We start from the raw sequence: 15694 nt of genomic DNA on the forward strand, positions 1-15694 counted from the left end.
CCCGAGAAATTACCTGAGGAGTCGTTGACCTTCCAAGGACTTGAGCATGAACTGAGCCGGACCTTTTACGGTATTCCCGTGACCCTCGAAGCAGTTCCCTCACCGTTGCCCCCGGCTACCGCCTCCGCCGTCACAGAGCTCGCTCACACGGCCGCACAGAGCGACGGCGTGAACCCGCTCGACGAGCGCACCCTCCTGCACCTCGACGGCGAGCATCCCGGCGACCTGCACGTCCTCGCCTACGACGGACATCTCGGCACCATCGAACCCACCACCCGCAACCTGATCGGCTACGCCGCCCTCTCTCCCGAAGGCTCAGCCGAACTCGTAGTCACCCCCGCAGCCCGCCGCAAAGGCACCGGTACGGCGCTCCTCCGCATGCTGCTCGACCACGCCGGCCCCCGCCTCGCCGTCTGGGCCCACGGCCGCCTCCCCGGCGCCGACGAACTCGCCGCCCGCCTCGGGCTCGAGGTATCCCGTGAACTCTTCTTCCTCCGCCGTACCCGCGCCGACCTCCCCGCCCCGGTCTGGCCCGACGGCATCACAGTCCGTACCTTCGTCCCCGGCCAGGACGACGCAGCCTGGCTCAAGGTCAACAGCGAAGCCTTCGCCACCCACCCCGAACAAGGCTCCTGGACCCAGTCCGACCTCACCGACCGCCTCCACCAGCCCTGGTTCGACCCCGAAGGCTTCTTCCTCGCCATAGATGCCGAAGGCAACCTCGCCGGCTACCACTGGACCAAGGTCGAAGACGGCGTCGGCGAGGTCTACGTCGTCGGCGTCTCCCCCACCCACCAAGGCGCCGGCCTAGGTAAAGCCCTCACCCTCCAAGGCCTCACCCACCTCCAAACCACCCGCGCCCTCGACACAATCACCCTCTACGTCGACGGCACCAACACCCCAGCCCGCCACCTCTACGAAACCCTCGGCTTCACCACTGCCGCCCAGCACGTCCAATACACCCCCGTGACCGACGCCACACCGAGTTCACCCTCTCACTCCGCGTCATAATCCCCACGCCCACCCGTCCCACCACCAACCAGGAGCCGTCCGCGCCTCTAACCCCCCAGCCGGACGGCTCCTGGCCTTATCCACAACCTCGCTGACGACCGCGCGTTGCGGCGTACCGACGAACGGGTAGTCGTCGGCCGTACCGCGGACATCACGGCGTACCGGGTGTTCCCAGATGCCGCCTCACAGCGACCACTACCCGTTGATCCGTACGCCGCCCGCACCCCGGCTTCGCCGCGCCCGCGCCTCCGCCCTCCGCCCTCCGCCCTCCGCAATTTCAGCGGATCTCCCCTCAATGTGCTGGTTCTCCCCTCAAAATTTGAGCAGAGAACCGTCCACTTGCGGGGATATCCGTTCAAATTGCCCCGGCTGGTACGGCGGTGCTGGCGCGAGCGTTGCCCCGGCTGGTACGGCGGTGCTGGCGCGAGCGTTAGTGGAGGGCGGTTCGGAGGTGGGTGGTTAGGGCGGTCAGGGCGGCGGCGGTGGCTCCGGGGATGGTTACCAGGTTGTAGTGGCCGTGGGGGAGGGTGTTGTGGGCCAGGTGGGTTACGTCCACGCCTGCGGACTTGAGGGCTTCGGCGTACTCGACGCCTTCGTCTCGGAGGGGGTCGAAGCCGGCGGTGGTGATGAGGGTGGGCGGGAGGCCGGTGAGGTCTTTGGCGAGGAGGGGCGAGACGACGGGGTCGGGGCGCAACAGCGGGTCAGGGGTGTAGAGCTCGCGGTACCAGAGGATGTCTTCCTCAGTGAGGATGAGGTTCTCGCCGAAGAGGTCTCGGCTGGGGCGACGGCCGACCAGGTCGACGGCGGGGTAGAGGAGCACCTGCAGCGCCGGTCGGGCGAAGTCGCGAGCGACGGACTGCTGCGCCACCACAGCGGCCAGGTTCCCACCGGCGCTGTCGCCACCTACCGCCACCAGAGCAGGATCGACACCCAGGTCCTCGGCGTGCTCGACAGCCCAGGTGAAGGCCGCGATCGCATCCTCAGCGGCAGTAGGGGCCGGAGCCTCCGGAGCCAGCCTGTAGTCGACCGACAACACGCGGATGCCGGCGTCGTCGGCAATGATGCGGCACAGCGAGTCATGAGTGTCGAGGTCGCCGACGACCCAACCGCCACCGTGCAAGAAGACCAGCAGACCACGCCCGGCGTTGCGGGGAACGTAGAGCCGCGCACCGAGCTGACCATCCGCGCCGCGGACGGTGAGATCGGTCACACGCTGTAGCTCCCGTGGGTGACCGGCGATCAGCTTGTTCACGCTCCGGAACGACGACCGGGCCGCGGCCGCCTCCGATTTCGTTGTGCCGGGCAACAACCCGTCCACGCGCACCAGCAGCTGGATCTCGGGGTCCAGGGTGTTCCCGTCGATCTGGATCGGGGCGCCGGCGAGGCGCCGCCGGACGGCGGTGGGCAGCGCGTAGAGCGGTGTCAGCGCGTTCGCCTGTACGGCGGACACGGTGCTGCGGAGCAAGGCGTCCAGTCGAGGGTTCACAAGGAGTGACGCTAGCAACAAGATCCAGGCCGGTGCCGACATGCCCTCCGCCACCTCGTGTTCACCAAAGGATGGGATGCTGTCCAACGTGGCTGGAGATTTGCTGGCGTCCCATAATCGCGAGTACGACGTCGAACCGCCGTACGACATCGCGGCGGCCGGTGATCTCCCGGCGGATCGCTTCTCCGATCGCGAGCTGAGCTGGCTGGCGTTCAACCAGCGGGTGCTGGAGCTCGCCGAGAACGACACGGTCCCGTTGCTCGAGCGGGCCAAGTTCCTGGCCATCTTCGCCAGCAACCTGGACGAGTTCTACATGGTCCGGGTGGCCGGTCTGAAGCGCCGGATCGCGGCCGGAGTCGCGGTGAAGGCGGCCAGTGGGCTGCTCCCCCGCGAGGTGCTCGACCGCAGCCTGTCCCGCAGCCGCGAGCTGATGGACCGGCAGGCCGACACCTGGCGCAAGGTGGTCCAGCCGGCGCTGACCGAGCAGGGCATCGACATCCTGCGCTGGGTCGATCTGGAGCACAGCGAGCGCGAGGAGATGACCCGGTTCTTCCGGGAGCGTGTCTTCCCGGTGCTGACCCCGCTGGCGGTCGACCCGTCGCACCCGTTCCCCTACATCTCCGGCCTGAGCCTCAACCTGGCCGTCGTGGTCCGCAACCCCGACACCGGCGGTGAGCACTTCGCGCGAGTGAAGGTGCCGCCGCTGCTGCCGCGGTTCGTGCAGGTGGCCGAGGGCCGTTTCGTCCCGCTGGAGGACGTGATCGCGGTCCACCTGGACCAGTTGTTCCCGGGCATGGAGGTCACCCAGCACCACACCTTCCGGGTGACCCGCAACGAGGACCTCGAGGTCGAGGAGGACGACGCGGAGAACCTGCTGGCAGCGCTCGAGAAGGAGCTGCTGCGCCGCCGGTTCGGGCCGCCGGTCCGGCTCGAGGTCGAGGAGTCGATCGACCCGCAGGTGAAGGCTCTGTTGCTGTCGGAGCTGGGGATCAAAGAGGCTGAGGTGTTCGAGCTGCCCGGTCCGCTGGACCTGCGTGGCCTGTTCACGATCGCTGGTCTGGACCGCGCCGAGCTGAAGTACCCGGCGTTCGTCCCGTCCACCCACCCGCACCTGGCGGAGGTGGAGACAGCCAACCCGGCGGACATGTTCTACGCGCTCAAGCAGCGCGACGTCCTGGTCCACCACCCGTACGACTCCTTCTCGACCAGCGTGCAGCGCTTCATCGAGCAGGCGGCCGCCGATCCGCATGTGCTGGCGATCAAGCAGACGCTGTACCGCACCTCCGGTGACTCCCCCATCGTCGATGCCCTGATCGACGCGGCCGAGGCCGGCAAGCAGGTGCTGGTACTGGTCGAGATCCAGGCCCGTTTCGACGAGACCGCGAACATCAAATGGGCCCGTCAGCTCGAGCACGCCGGCTGTCACGTCGTGTACGGCGTGATCGGGCTCAAGACGCACTCCAAGCTGTCCATGGTGGTTCGGGACGAGCCGGACGGCCTGCGCCGCTACGTGCACATCGGCACCGGCAACTACCACCCCAAGACCGCCCGGCTCTACGAAGACCTCGGTCTGCTCAGCAGTGACAAGGTGGTCACCGAGGACGTCGCCCACCTGTTCAACCACCTGTCCGGCTTCGCCCGCAACGCCGGGTACCGCCGGATCCTGGTGGCGCCCCAGTCGGTACGGCGTGGTCTGATCGAGCGCATCGACCGCGAGGTCCAGCATCACCACGCCGGTCGTCCGGCACGGGTCCGGATCAAGGTGAACAGCCTGGTCGACGAGGCTCTGTGTGACGCGCTCTACCGGGCGTCGCAGGCCGGCGTACCGGTCGACCTGTGGATCCGTGGCATCTGCACCATCCGGCCGGGTATCGAAGGGCTCTCGGACAACATCCGGGTCCGCAGCATCCTGGGCCGGTTCCTCGAGCACAGCCGGGTGTTCTGGTTCGAGAACGGCGGCGAACCCGAGGCCTGGATCGGATCGGCCGACCTGATGCACCGCAACCTGGACCGCCGCGTCGAGGTGCTCGTGCAGCTGAAGGAGACCGACCACATCGCCGAGATCCGCGAGATGTTCGACATGGCGCTCGACGAGGGCACGCAGTCGTGGTGGCTGCAGCCGGACAACACCTGGGAAGCCCGATTGACCACGCCGGAGGGCGAACCGCTGCGCGACCTGCAGGAAAGACTGATCGCCACCCGTGGCCGCCGCAGAACTGCCGATCCGATTACGTAGGTTAGAGATATGAGCAACCCAGCGACCGTCATCGCTGCGGGTGGTGTGGTCTGGCGTGAGCGCCGCGGCACCCGCGAGGTGCTGCTGGTGCACCGCCCCCGGTACGACGACTGGTCCCTCCCGAAGGGCAAGCTCACGCAGCACGAGCATGTGCTGCTGGCGGCCCGACGGGAGATCGAGGAGGAGACCGGCGTACAGGTGCTTCTCGGCCCCCCACTCGGTGTGCAGCGCTATCCGATCCGCAAGAACGGCAGCGAGGCGGAGAAGCTGGTGCACTACTGGTCCGCCGTACCGACTGCGGACGGTGCCTTCCAGCCGAGCGACGAGGTCGACCAGATCGAGTGGTTGCCAGTGAAGGACGCGCGTGCGCGCCTCAGCTACCCCCGCGACGTGGACATCGTGGACACGCTGGACGGCATGGCGCCTGTCGAGTCCACGTTGGTGCTTGTGCGCCATGCGGAGGCAGTGAAGCGCAAGGACTGGGACGGCAAAGACACCCTCCGCCCACTCACCTCCACCGGTACGGCGGTCGCCACGCGGCTGAGCGACGTACTGGCTGCTCTCGGCGCCGACCGGCTGATGAGCAGTGACGCTGAGCGCTGCACGTCCACACTGCTCCCGTACGCCAGTGCGATCGAACGGCACATGCACCTCTGGCCAGAGATCTCAGAGCGCGGGTACGACGCCGATCCGCACGCCCTGCGTGGTCTGCGCGAGCGGGCCTGGAAGGCCGGCCGGGTGACCGCCGTGTGCTCGCACCGGCCAGTGCTGCCCGCACTCCAGCGCGAGCTGGGGCTGAAGGTGGGCAAGTTCGCCCCTGGCGCCTTCCTGGTCGCCCACCGGCTGACCGACGGCCGGCTCCTGCACGAGCGGTTCCGCGCTCCGTAGCGTCTCGCAACACCAGAGACACGGCTCGGTGTCGATCCAGGCACAGCCGCAGGGGTGTCCGGGGGACACTGGAAGCGACGGGTATGTTCCTACCGAGGAACCGGCGCCCCACCGGGTGCCGGTCTGAGGAGAGGTCGCACCATGACGATGATGCGAGAACTGACACTGATCGGGATCCGGATGGAATCGCCCAACCGGGCCCCGGTGATGATGCTGCGCGAGACCGAGGGCTACCGCTACCTGCCGATCTCGATCGGTTCGGTCGAAGCGACCGCGATCGCGTACGAGGAGCAGGGCCTGCGCCCGTCCCGGCCACTCACCCACGACCTGATGCGGGATCTGATCGAGGCCTGGGGCGTGCACCTGGAGGCGGTCGAGATCGTCGAGCTCCGGGACGCGGTCTTCTACGCCGAGCTCCTGCTGGACAACGGCGCCCGGGTGTCGGCACGACCGAGCGACTCGGTGGCGCTCGCGGTCCGTCTGAACACCCCCATCCGCTGTACCGAGCAGGTCCTCCTCGAGGCCGGCGTGGCCACGCCGGAGGAGGAGCAGGCCGAGCTGGAGCGCTTCCGCCAGTTCCTGGACGGCGTCGCCCCGGAAGACTTCTCCAGCTGAGCGGTTGCGCAGCACAACGGGTTTTCCGGTCTACACCGTAGAACTGTTACCTTCTGAGTCACGTACTGGCGGCAGGGGTGATCGTCAGGCGTTCTCACCTGGGGATCAGATGCGTAAATTTGCCCTCGCGGCGACGGCTGTCGCTGCCCTCTCTGTCGGTCTGCAGACCCCCGCCTTCGCCGCGGCTCCGGACGCACCGACCGACTTCAAGATCTCGTTGGTGGACATGCACGTCCACCTGACCTGGGCGGACGACAACGCCAAGAACATCGTGTACGTCGAGCAGGAGGGCCAGGCGCCGTACGCCGCCGCGACCGTCCTCGAGACCGCACCGAACGACCTCTCGCTGCCGGCCTTCCGGATCAAGGAGTCGGACAAGACCCGCCTCATCGTCAAGAGCGAGGTCGGCGGTGAGCTGAGCGAAGGCGCCGTGTCGGACTGGTTCGACACCCACCGCCCCGCCGCGCCGGCGCTCAAGGACGCCAACCTGGCCGCGAACCTGACGACCACGCTGAGCTGGACGCTGGGTGCGGTCGCGGACTCGACGCCGAACGACCCGCTGGACGTCCCCGGCGACGGCGCTGTCACCGCTGATGTGGACCTGCCGGGCGCGAACGGGGCCACCGTCAACTTCGACCGCGGTGCGACGTCGGGCACCATCGCGCCGCAGGCACGTCCCGCGGCGATCAAGCTGAGCGCCTACAACGACTGGGGTTACGGCCCGTCGGACACCAGGATCGTCCGCCTCGGCACCCTCGGCGCCGGCGTCACCGTTCCGGCGAGCGCGGTCTACGGTTCGCGCCTCGGTATCAAGAGCACGCTGGACCTGTTCACCAGCGAAGGTCGCGAAGAGCGCGCCAGCGGTATCCCGGTCGAGCTCCAGGCTCGCGCCACGGCCACCGCCCCCTGGAAGACCTACGGCCGGTACGCCGGTAACACGACGGCCGCCTTCGACACGGGCATCGCGTCCTTGGGCAACCGTCAGTACCGCCTGTGGGTCCCGGCCCGCAAGGCCGTCAGCGCGAACACCATCGCCCTGACCCCCGCCATCTCCACTTCGGCCAAGTCCTCGAAGACGCTGATCAAGTTCGTCAGCAACGGCTTCACGCCCGGGACGGCCAGGCCCGGCGCCAACTCGGACCTGACCGCAAAGATTCAGCCCGCCTCCACCGTGAAGGGTGTGCTGCAGGAATGGGGCGGCAAGACCTGGGGCAACGTCTTCGCGGTCCAGTTCAGCAAGGGATCCCTGGTCGTCCACGGCAGCGCCGGCACCGACCGCGGCACCTACAAGTTCCGCATCAGCCTGCCCGCGGTCACCGTCAACGGCCTGACCCTGAGCCCGACCACGAGCGGTGCCTTCACGCTCACCGTGCGCTGATTGCACGAAGCTGCAAGCCGTCGGCTTACCTGATCCGCCAGTACGTAGGCTATTTTTTCCTTCGCGTACTGGCGGCAGGGGTGATCGTCAGGCGCTCTCCCCTGGGAAAGACACATGCGCAAAATCGCAGTAACGGCGGCTGCCGCCGCCGTCCTGACCGCCGGCCTGCAGGTACCCGCCTGGGCCGCGGCCCCCGCCGCTCCGACCGACGTCACCGTCGGCTGGTCCAGCGGAAAGATTCAGCTGACCTGGAAGGACGCCGGCGAGGCCAACAACGTCTACGTCGAGTACCCGGGCACCTCGGTGGTCACGCTCCTCGCGTCGGTGCCCTCGACCGATGCGAACGACGTAGTGCTGGCGACGACCCTCGGAAACACCGATCGGGCCCGGCTCGTCGTCAAGTCCGTCACCGGAAGTGAGCTGAGCGAAGGCGCGGCCACGCCGGAGTTCGACACTCAGGTCCCTGGGCAGCCGGTGCTTCAGGACGCCAGTCTGGCCACGAACCTGACGACCCAGCTCAAGTGGTCGCAGCCGGCCGTCGTGGACCCGAACCCGGGTGACCCGCTGGACCTGCCCGCAACGGGCGAGACGCTCAAGGCGTTCGTCGACCTGCCTGGCGCCGCCACGAACAGCTACGACCTCGACAAGAGCGCGACGTCGGCCACGATCCCGGCGCAGGCTCGGCCGGCATCGATCCAGCTGCTCGCCAGCAACGAGTGGGGCACGACCCGGGCCACCAAGAGCGTGCGGCTCGGCACCCTCGGCGCCGGTATCACCGTGCCGTCGAAGGCGCTCTACTCGGACCGGCTCGGCATCAAGAGCACCATCGACCTGTTCACCAGCGAAGGCCGCGAAGAGCGCGCCAGCGGCATCCCCGTCGAGCTCCAGGCCCGCGCCAAGACCACCGACGCCTGGAAGACCTACGGCCGGTACGCCGGTAACACGACCGCCGTGTTCGACACCGGCATCGCGTCCCTGGGCAACCGCCAGTACCGCCTCTGGGTCCCGGCCCGCAAGGTGGTCAGCACCAACGTCATCGCGCTGACCCCGGCCACGTCGACCTCGGCCAAGTCCTCCACGACCCTGGTCAAGTTCGTCAGCGGCGGCTTCAGCCCGTCGGTCGTCCGGGTTGGCGGCCGCTCAACCTTCTCGGTGAAGATCGCACCGGCCGTGACCGTCAAGGCGCATCTGCAGGCCTGGACCGGGAGCAGCTGGGTCCCCGTCGTCGACGTGCCGCTCACCAAGGGTTCGTACGTCGAGCGCGGTGACATCGAGACCGACCGTTACACCCTCCGGGTCCGCATCGTCGTCCCGACGATCGGCGTCAACGGCCTGACCGTCAACGCCAACACGAGCCCTGCTTACAACCTCACCGTCAAGTGACCGGGCTCGTTGCACTAGGCACCATTGCACGAAGCTGCAACGAATAAGCCTTGCATGATCCGCCAGTGCGTGCGCTACTTTTCCTGCACGCACTGGCGGCAGGGGTGATCGCCAGGCGCTCTCACCTGGGGTTCCACATGCGAAAGATTGCTCTGACCGCGGCCGCTGCCGCCCTCCTGACCGCCGGCCTGCAGGCACCCGCCTGGGCCGCCGCTCCCGACGCACCGACCGACATCACCATCGCCTGGGCCGACAGCGAGAACATCAAGCTGACCTGGGCCGACGACGGCTTGGCCAACGCGGTCTACTGGCAGTTGCCGGGCGGCGACGAAGTCAAGTACGTGGATCTCTCGTCCACCCATACCAACGAGGTCCTGATTCCGGCGAGCGCTCTCGCTCCGTCCAAGGATCACGTGAAGCTGATCGTCAAGTCTGCCAACCCCGATGGAGAAAGCCCCTCGGCTCCCTCACCCGAGTTCGACACTCTCGTCCCGGCCACGCCGGTGCTGCAGGACGCGAACCTCGCGGCGAATCTGTCGACTCAGATGAAGTGGGCGCAGGCCGCCACCACGGACGGCACGCCGAACGACCCGCTGGACAATCCGGCGTACGAAGGCGTCGAGATCTCGGCCCTGCGTTACGACGGCACGTCTGACAGCCTTGGCCACTGGGATACCAGCACCACGTCGGCCACCGTCGCGCCGCAGCCGCGGCCGACCACGCTCACCTTGAGCTCGACCAGCCCATGGGGCAAGGCCAAGGGCGCCAAGACGGTGAAGCTCGGCACGCTCACTGCCGGGATGACGGTTCCCGCATCGGCGCTGTACTCGAGCCGGCTCGCCATCAAGAGCTGGCTGTTCATGCACAGCACTGGGAGCATCGTGGAGCGCGCAAGCGGTATCCCGGTCGAGCTCCAGGCCCGCGCCAAGTCCACCGACGCCTGGAAGACCTGGGGCCGCTACTCCGGGAACACCACGGCCGCCTTCGACACCGGCATCGCCTCGCTCGGCAACCGCCAGTACCGGCTCTGGGTCCCGGCCCGGAAGGTTGTCAGCAGCAACATCATTTTTCTGACTCCGGCGGCCTCGACGGGCGCCAAGTCCTCCAAGACCCTGGTCAAGATCGTCAGTGGCGGCTTCAACCCGACCGTCACCCGGCCCGGCGCCCGCTGGACCTTCTCGCTCAAGGTCCTGCCGGCCGTGACCGTCAGGGGCACCTGGCAGTACTGGAACTGGGACACCAACACCTGGTACAGCGACGGCAAGATCCAGATCACCAAGGGTTCCTACTACTACCGCAGTGACCCTGACTCCGAGCTCGGCACCATCCGCCTCCGCGTCGTCGTCCCGACGGTCGTCGTCAACGGCCTGACCGTCAACGCCAACACGAGCCCCGGCTACAACCAGACCGTTCGCTGATCAAGCCCTCCCCACACACCGCCACAGCACCTGCTGCCGTGGCGGTGTGTGCTTTTGAAAGGTTCCCCATGCGCAAATTCGTCCTCGCGGCGACCGCCGTCGCCGCTCTCTCCGCCGGCCTCCAGACCCCGGCCTGGGCCGGGGCGCAGGACGCACCGACCGGAGTCACCATCAGCTGGACGACCGATCGAACGATCCAGCTCGAGTGGGGTGACCAGGGCGAAGCCAATATCGTCCGGGTCGAGTACGAGAGCTCGCATCGGATCGAGTGGCTCGCCGGCACGGAGGCTCAACAACTCAACCGGGTGATCCTGCCGCCGACGCTCGACGCAGCGGATCGGGTCCGGCTGCTCGTTTCCAACGGCGACGACTTCAGCAATTCGACTCCGACCGGCTGGTTCGACACCCGGCGCCCGTCGGCTCCGGGTCTGCGCGACGCCCAGCTGACCGACCAACTGAAGGTCAACCTGTCGTGGACGACCCCCAGCACGGCGGACCCGACACCGGGCGACCCGATGGACCTCCCCGTCGCCGTGACCTTCGAGGCCCAGGCGACCCTCCCCAACGGCGCTTCCGACAGCTTCGGCTTCGCCGCCGGTACGACGTCCGGCGTCGTACCGGCGCAGGTCCGTCCCGCGGCCATCAGGCTGGTCGCAAGAAACGAGTGGGGCGAAACCCCCGACACCAAGATCGTGCGAGTCGGCACGATGGGCGCCGGCATCAGCGTCCCCGCGAGCGCGGTGTACTCGTCGCGGCTCGGCATCAAGAGCACGCTCGATCTCTTCACCAGCGAAGGCCGCGAAGAACGCGCCAGCGGCATCCCCGTCGAACTGCAGGCCCGCGCCAAATCCACCGACGCCTGGAAGACCTACGGCCGGTACGCCGGTAACACCACAACCGCGTTCGACACCGGGATCGCCTCACTCGGCAACCGTGAGTACCGGCTCCTGGTCCCGGCCCGGAAGGTTGTCAGCGGCAACGTCATCGCCCTGACCCCGGCCACCTCCACCTCGGCCAAGTCCTCCAAAACGCTGATCAAGTTCGTCAGCAAGGGCTTCACCCCGGCGCACCCCGCCCGCCACGCCCGCGTGGACATCACGGCCAAGATCCAGCCCGCCGCCACCGTCCGCGGCACCCTGCAGGTCCTGCTCAAGGGCAAGTGGAACAACGTCTTCCCGGTCCAGTTCACCAACGGCACCATGCTCACGCACGCCAACGTCGGCAACGACGTCGGCTCCTTCAGCTACCGCATCGCCCTCCCCGCCGTCACCGTCAACGGCCTCACCCTCAACCCCACCACCAGCTCCCCCTTCCCCATCACCATCGGCTGATTGCACGAAGCTGCAATCAATTCAACTTGCACCATCCGCCAGTGCGTGCGCTATTTTGCAAGCACGCACTGGCGGCAGGGGTGACCACCAGGCGTTCACACCTGGGGATCCCATGCGCAATCTCACGGCCGCCACGGCTGCCGCCGTCCTCCTGACCGCCGGCCTGGCCAGCCCAGCCTGGGCCGAGGTACCGCCGCGACCGACCCAGGTGCGGGTCTCGTGGGTCGGCGACCAGATCCGGGTGACCTGGCAGGACCAAGGCGAGGCGAACATCCTTCGCGTATACGGCGGGGGCAAGGCGGTAGTGCTCGGCAGGCCTGCCATCACCGACCCCAACGAGATCCTGGTGTCGCCCGGCATCTTCCCCGAGGATGAGAGCACTCAGGTCTCGGTAACCTCAACCGATGCCGACGGCTTTGAAGGACCGAGGGGCGGGAGCACGTCCTTCGACACCCGGCGACCGTACCGGCCGGAGATCCGTCAGCCATCGATGCGGCCGGATCTTTCGGTCGCGCTGGTGTGGTCCCAGGAGCCGATCGTGGATGCCAACCCGGGCGACCCGCTGGATCGCGACGATGCGACATGGGTCAAGGCGACTGTCACCGGACCCGGCGCCGAGCAGCCACAGCACTATCCGATGCCGCTCGACGACGACCTGCCTTTCGACGTTCCGGCCCCGCCGCAACTGTCGACGATCACGCTGTCCGCAGGGAACGAGTGGGGTACGTCGCCCGGCGCGGGACCCGTCCGCGTCGGCATCACCCGCATGGACTCGAAGATCCTTCCCCAGCAGGCCTACAACACGGACTTCGTCGGAGACGTCACGCTGCACCGCTACCTCTGCGCCTGCCCCGAGGACCTCACGCCGGATCAAGACGCTGTCGAGGCAGAGGTGCAGGCACGGCCGAACAGTGCGGCCCCCTGGAAGACGATCTACCGCAACGCAAGAACGCCTGGGACGCCGATCCCCATGTCTGCCCTCTCGAAGGGCAGCCAGCAGTACCGCATCTTCGTACCGGCCTACACCACCAGGTCCTGGATCAACCGGCCGCTCGTGGTCATGCGACCGGTTTCGAGCTCGGTGAAGACTTCACTGACGCTGGCGCTCTTCGGCAAGACCGGGTTCTTCCCGGCCTCGGCACCGGTGAGCGCGACCACCAAACTGATCGTGCAACTGTCGCCGCAGGTCGACATGAAGGCCGCGCTTCAGCGCTGGGACGGCAAGCAGTGGCGCTACGCCCGCGAAGTCGCACTGGCCAAGGGCCACGCGGACATCGCGATCCGCGCCGCCGGTCGCGGCACCACCACGAAGTACCGCATCCTCACTCCGCGAGTGATGGTCAAGGGTCTCCCCGTCGAGGCCAGCACCAGCTCCCCCTTCACTCTCACCGTCCGCTAGGAACTCAGCACATGCGCAAAACACTGGCCACGACGGCCGCCGTCGTTCTCCTCACCGCCGGGCTGTCCGGCACCGCCTGGGCCGCTGCCCCGGACGCACCGACCGACGTACAGGTGTCCTGGGCCGATAACGGCAAGGTCCGCGTCACCTGGAAAGACAACGGCGAGGCGAACCGGATCTTGGCGGTCTATCCGGATACCGGGTACCTCGTGGCCGAGACGACGGCCAGCGCGTCCAACGAGGTCTTCCTGAACCCAAGCTCCTTCGAGGCCGGGAACCAGGTTCGTATCTCGGTGCGGTCGGTGGGGGCAGATCAGACGTACAGCGAGCCGGCCCACAGCCCACTGTTCGACACCCATCGTGTGCCCAAGCTGGTGATCAACAGGGCCGAGTCGCTGTCCACCACCTCGGTGCGGGTGTGGTGGCAGCGGGACACCTTCGTGGACGAGACCCCGAACGATCCGCTCGACCAGCCGGCCGGCACCTGGGTGAAGGCGACCGTGACTGGTCCTGCCGCGGGCCAGCAGACGGAGTATGTGGTGCGGGGCGTGACGACGGCCGATGTCCCGGTGCGCCGTGGTCCGCTGACGATCAAGCTCTCCACGGGTAGCGAGTGGGGACCGACACCGGCCGGCGAGTACCAGACCGTGCGCGTCGGAACCATGAGCGCGACCTCGAAACTGTCCCCGCCGGCCCGTTTTACGGCCACCAACTGGGACAGCAAGCTGCTGGCCACCTTCCCCGAGATCATCCGCAACGAGGTCTTCGAGGTCGAGGTCCAGGCTCGTCCGAACAGCTCCAGCCCCTGGAAGAAGGTCAGCCGGAACGGCGGCCAGATCGACGGCAAGCTCTTCTTCACATCCGCGGGCGCGGCGGGCGCTCAGGAGTACCGGCTGTGGGTCCCCGCGGGTTTCCTGTACCGCGACGACGTCATCCTGCTCACTCCGCCGGCCTCGACCGCTGCGCAGTTCGTGCGGAAGTACGCCGAGATCGGCACCAGCTACGCGGCGGACACGGCGCGGGTCGGCGTGACCGTGCATCGGAAGATCATCGTTTCGCCCGCGCTACCGCTCAAGGCCGCGCTGCAGAAGTGGGACGGCAAGCAGTGGCGCTACGTGCGCGCTGTACAGCTCGACAGCAAGGGCAAGGCCGACCTGGCAATCCGCGCCGCCGGCCGCGGCACGATCCAGAAGTACCGCATCGCGACCCCCGCCGTGAAGGTCAACGGTCTGCCGGTCGAGTTCACCACCAGCCAAACCTTCACCCTCAAGGTCGTCTGAGATGCGTAAGTACGCCGTACTCGCGGCTTCCGCCGTACTGATGACTGCAGGTCTGGCTACGCCTGCTTGGGCAGCCTCGGAGGCGCCTACCGATGTGCAGCTCAGCTGGGACGACGGCAAGATTCGGGTGACCTGGAATGACGACGGGGCGGCGAACAGCATTCGGGCCGTGTACCCGCGGACCGGTACGAGTGTCATCGTCGGTGGCCGGATCGAAGGCGAGACGAACGAGCTCGTACTGACGCCCGGCAAGCTGCGCTTTGACGAGGACCAGGTTCAGATCACTGTTGCGAGCGGCCCGGCTGGCAACTGGGGGACGCCGACCGCGTCCGCGGCATTCGACACACGGCGGCCGGCTTCTCCGGACGTTTACGACGCCGAACTGCTGGCCGATCGGTCGGTCCGGGTGCGGTGGCGGCCGACGGTGGCCGAGGACAAGACGCCCGGCGACCCGCTGGATGGTGCGGCGGATGTGTTCGAGGCACGGGTCGAGAAGCGGTACGGCGGGGATCCCCTCGGCACGTATCCGGTGGCGAACGGGGTCACCTCGGTGACCGTTCCGGCGCAGTCTCAGTTGGCCACGATCGACATCTTCACCAGGAACAACTGGGGCGAGCTCTACCCCACCGGGCGCGCGGTCTACGCCGGGACCCTGAAGGTGGGGATCGCCGTACCGGCGCAGGGGATTTTCAGCGAGCGTCTGAAGATCGAGAGCACGCTCGTCGGCACCAGTGAGAACATCGACTTTCCGGTGGAGCTGCAGGCGCGGCCGACCAGCACTGCGGTGTGGAAGACGGTCGGCCGCTACACCGGCGGCACGCAGGTCGCCTTCGAAACAGGGATCGCGTCGCTGGGTGGACGCCAGTATCGGCTGTGGGTTCCGGCCCGGAAGAAGATCGGCGGCAGTGCGATCGAGCTGGTACCGGCCGGCTCGACGTCGGCCAAGTCGTCGCAGACCATGACACGGTTCGCGGTCGCCGGGTTCACCCGATCGACGGTCCAGGTCGGGGTGACAGTCAACCTGTCGGTGAAGATCCAGCCGGGCCTGACCGTGCGCGGCACCTTGCAGCACTGGGCCAACGGCGCCTGGCGCACGGGCCCCGCCGTACAGATCAAGAACGGTACGGCGCTTGTCCCGTTCAAGGCAGCGGGTCGTGGCACTACCACGCGCTACCGCGTGACCGTACCGAAGCTGGGCTATAACGGACTGCCGTTGGCTGCGTCCGTCTCCAAGACCTTCACTCTTACCGTTCGCTGATCGAGCTAGGA

At 67.6% G+C, this 15694-nt stretch carries 12 protein-coding genes; 11 read left to right on the top strand and 1 reads right to left on the bottom strand.

What is annotated here, in order from left to right:
• Positions 1 to 78 precede the first annotated feature (78 nt).
• Entirely contained in the window at positions 79 to 1011 is a 933-nt protein-coding gene (gene mshD / locus ACFVWG_RS07285; protein ID WP_391542284.1) for a mycothiol synthase, read from the top strand.
• A 430-nt stretch (positions 1012 to 1441) separates the two neighbouring features.
• Here mshD and ACFVWG_RS07290 read toward each other — a convergent pair whose 3' ends face one another.
• Positions 1442 to 2497 carry an alpha/beta hydrolase gene (locus ACFVWG_RS07290; RefSeq protein WP_391542285.1) on the bottom strand — a complete coding sequence of 352 codons (1056 nt, stop codon included), beginning with the start codon at positions 2495 to 2497 and terminating at the stop codon, positions 1442 to 1444.
• 76 nt (positions 2498 to 2573) lie between these two features.
• Between ACFVWG_RS07290 and ACFVWG_RS07295 the strand changes: the two genes are divergently transcribed.
• From ACFVWG_RS07295 to ACFVWG_RS07340, 10 genes are all read left to right on the top strand, one after another.
• A complete protein-coding gene (locus ACFVWG_RS07295; protein ID WP_391542286.1) occupies positions 2574 to 4733 on the top strand; it encodes an RNA degradosome polyphosphate kinase in 2160 nt (719 codons plus the stop codon).
• A 9-nt stretch (positions 4734 to 4742) separates the two neighbouring features.
• Positions 4743 to 5621, top strand: a complete 879-nt coding sequence (locus ACFVWG_RS07300; RefSeq protein WP_391542287.1) for an NUDIX domain-containing protein — start codon at positions 4743 to 4745, stop codon at positions 5619 to 5621.
• Between the two features lie 150 nt (positions 5622 to 5771).
• Positions 5772 to 6236: a bifunctional nuclease family protein gene (locus ACFVWG_RS07305; protein ID WP_391542288.1), complete on the top strand. Its 465-nt coding sequence runs from the start codon at positions 5772 to 5774 to the stop codon at positions 6234 to 6236.
• 109 nt (positions 6237 to 6345) lie between these two features.
• Positions 6346 to 7614 (top strand): hypothetical protein, encoded by a 1269-nt coding sequence (locus tag ACFVWG_RS07310; RefSeq protein WP_391542289.1) that lies wholly within the window; start codon positions 6346 to 6348, stop codon positions 7612 to 7614.
• Between the two features lie 114 nt (positions 7615 to 7728).
• On the top strand, positions 7729 to 8997 hold the full coding sequence (locus ACFVWG_RS07315; RefSeq protein WP_391542290.1) for a hypothetical protein: 1269 nt from the start codon (positions 7729 to 7731) through the stop codon (positions 8995 to 8997).
• A 137-nt stretch (positions 8998 to 9134) separates the two neighbouring features.
• Positions 9135 to 10415, top strand: coding sequence for a hypothetical protein (locus tag ACFVWG_RS07320; protein WP_391542291.1), 1281 nt, complete (start codon positions 9135 to 9137; stop codon positions 10413 to 10415).
• Positions 10416 to 10483: 68 nt separating this feature from the next.
• Entirely contained in the window at positions 10484 to 11746 is a 1263-nt protein-coding gene (locus ACFVWG_RS07325) for a hypothetical protein (RefSeq protein ID WP_391542292.1), read from the top strand.
• Positions 11747 to 11858: 112 nt separating this feature from the next.
• Positions 11859 to 13145: a hypothetical protein gene (locus ACFVWG_RS07330; protein ID WP_391542293.1), complete on the top strand. Its 1287-nt coding sequence runs from the start codon at positions 11859 to 11861 to the stop codon at positions 13143 to 13145.
• 11 nt (positions 13146 to 13156) lie between these two features.
• A complete protein-coding gene (locus ACFVWG_RS07335; protein ID WP_391542294.1) occupies positions 13157 to 14425 on the top strand; it encodes a hypothetical protein in 1269 nt (422 codons plus the stop codon).
• A 1-nt stretch (position 14426) separates the two neighbouring features.
• Entirely contained in the window at positions 14427 to 15683 is a 1257-nt protein-coding gene (locus ACFVWG_RS07340; RefSeq protein ID WP_391542295.1) for a hypothetical protein, read from the top strand.
• The last annotated feature ends 11 nt before the right edge of the window (positions 15684 to 15694 follow it).

This window comes from Kribbella sp. NPDC058245 (genome assembly GCF_042882005.1).
In the GTDB taxonomy this organism is placed as follows: Bacteria; Actinomycetota; Actinomycetes; order Propionibacteriales; family Kribbellaceae; genus Kribbella.

Excerpts from the sequence above, each read along its gene's own strand:
- ACFVWG_RS07335 (WP_391542294.1), top strand. The coding sequence starts at position 13,157 with ATGCGCAAAACACTGGCCACGACGGCCGCCGTCGTTCTCCTCACCGCC.
- ACFVWG_RS07295 (WP_391542286.1), top strand. The coding sequence starts at position 2,574 with ATGCTGTCCAACGTGGCTGGAGATTTGCTGGCGTCCCATAATCGCGAG.
- ACFVWG_RS07310 (WP_391542289.1), top strand. The coding sequence starts at position 6,346 with ATGCGTAAATTTGCCCTCGCGGCGACGGCTGTCGCTGCCCTCTCTGTC.
- ACFVWG_RS07315 (WP_391542290.1), top strand. The coding sequence starts at position 7,729 with ATGCGCAAAATCGCAGTAACGGCGGCTGCCGCCGCCGTCCTGACCGCC.
- ACFVWG_RS07325 (WP_391542292.1), top strand. The coding sequence starts at position 10,484 with ATGCGCAAATTCGTCCTCGCGGCGACCGCCGTCGCCGCTCTCTCCGCC.
- ACFVWG_RS07340 (WP_391542295.1), top strand. The coding sequence starts at position 14,427 with ATGCGTAAGTACGCCGTACTCGCGGCTTCCGCCGTACTGATGACTGCA.
- ACFVWG_RS07300 (WP_391542287.1), top strand. The coding sequence starts at position 4,743 with ATGAGCAACCCAGCGACCGTCATCGCTGCGGGTGGTGTGGTCTGGCGT.
- ACFVWG_RS07305 (WP_391542288.1), top strand. The coding sequence starts at position 5,772 with ATGCGAGAACTGACACTGATCGGGATCCGGATGGAATCGCCCAACCGG.
- ACFVWG_RS07330 (WP_391542293.1), top strand. The coding sequence starts at position 11,859 with ATGCGCAATCTCACGGCCGCCACGGCTGCCGCCGTCCTCCTGACCGCC.
- ACFVWG_RS07320 (WP_391542291.1), top strand. The coding sequence starts at position 9,135 with ATGCGAAAGATTGCTCTGACCGCGGCCGCTGCCGCCCTCCTGACCGCC.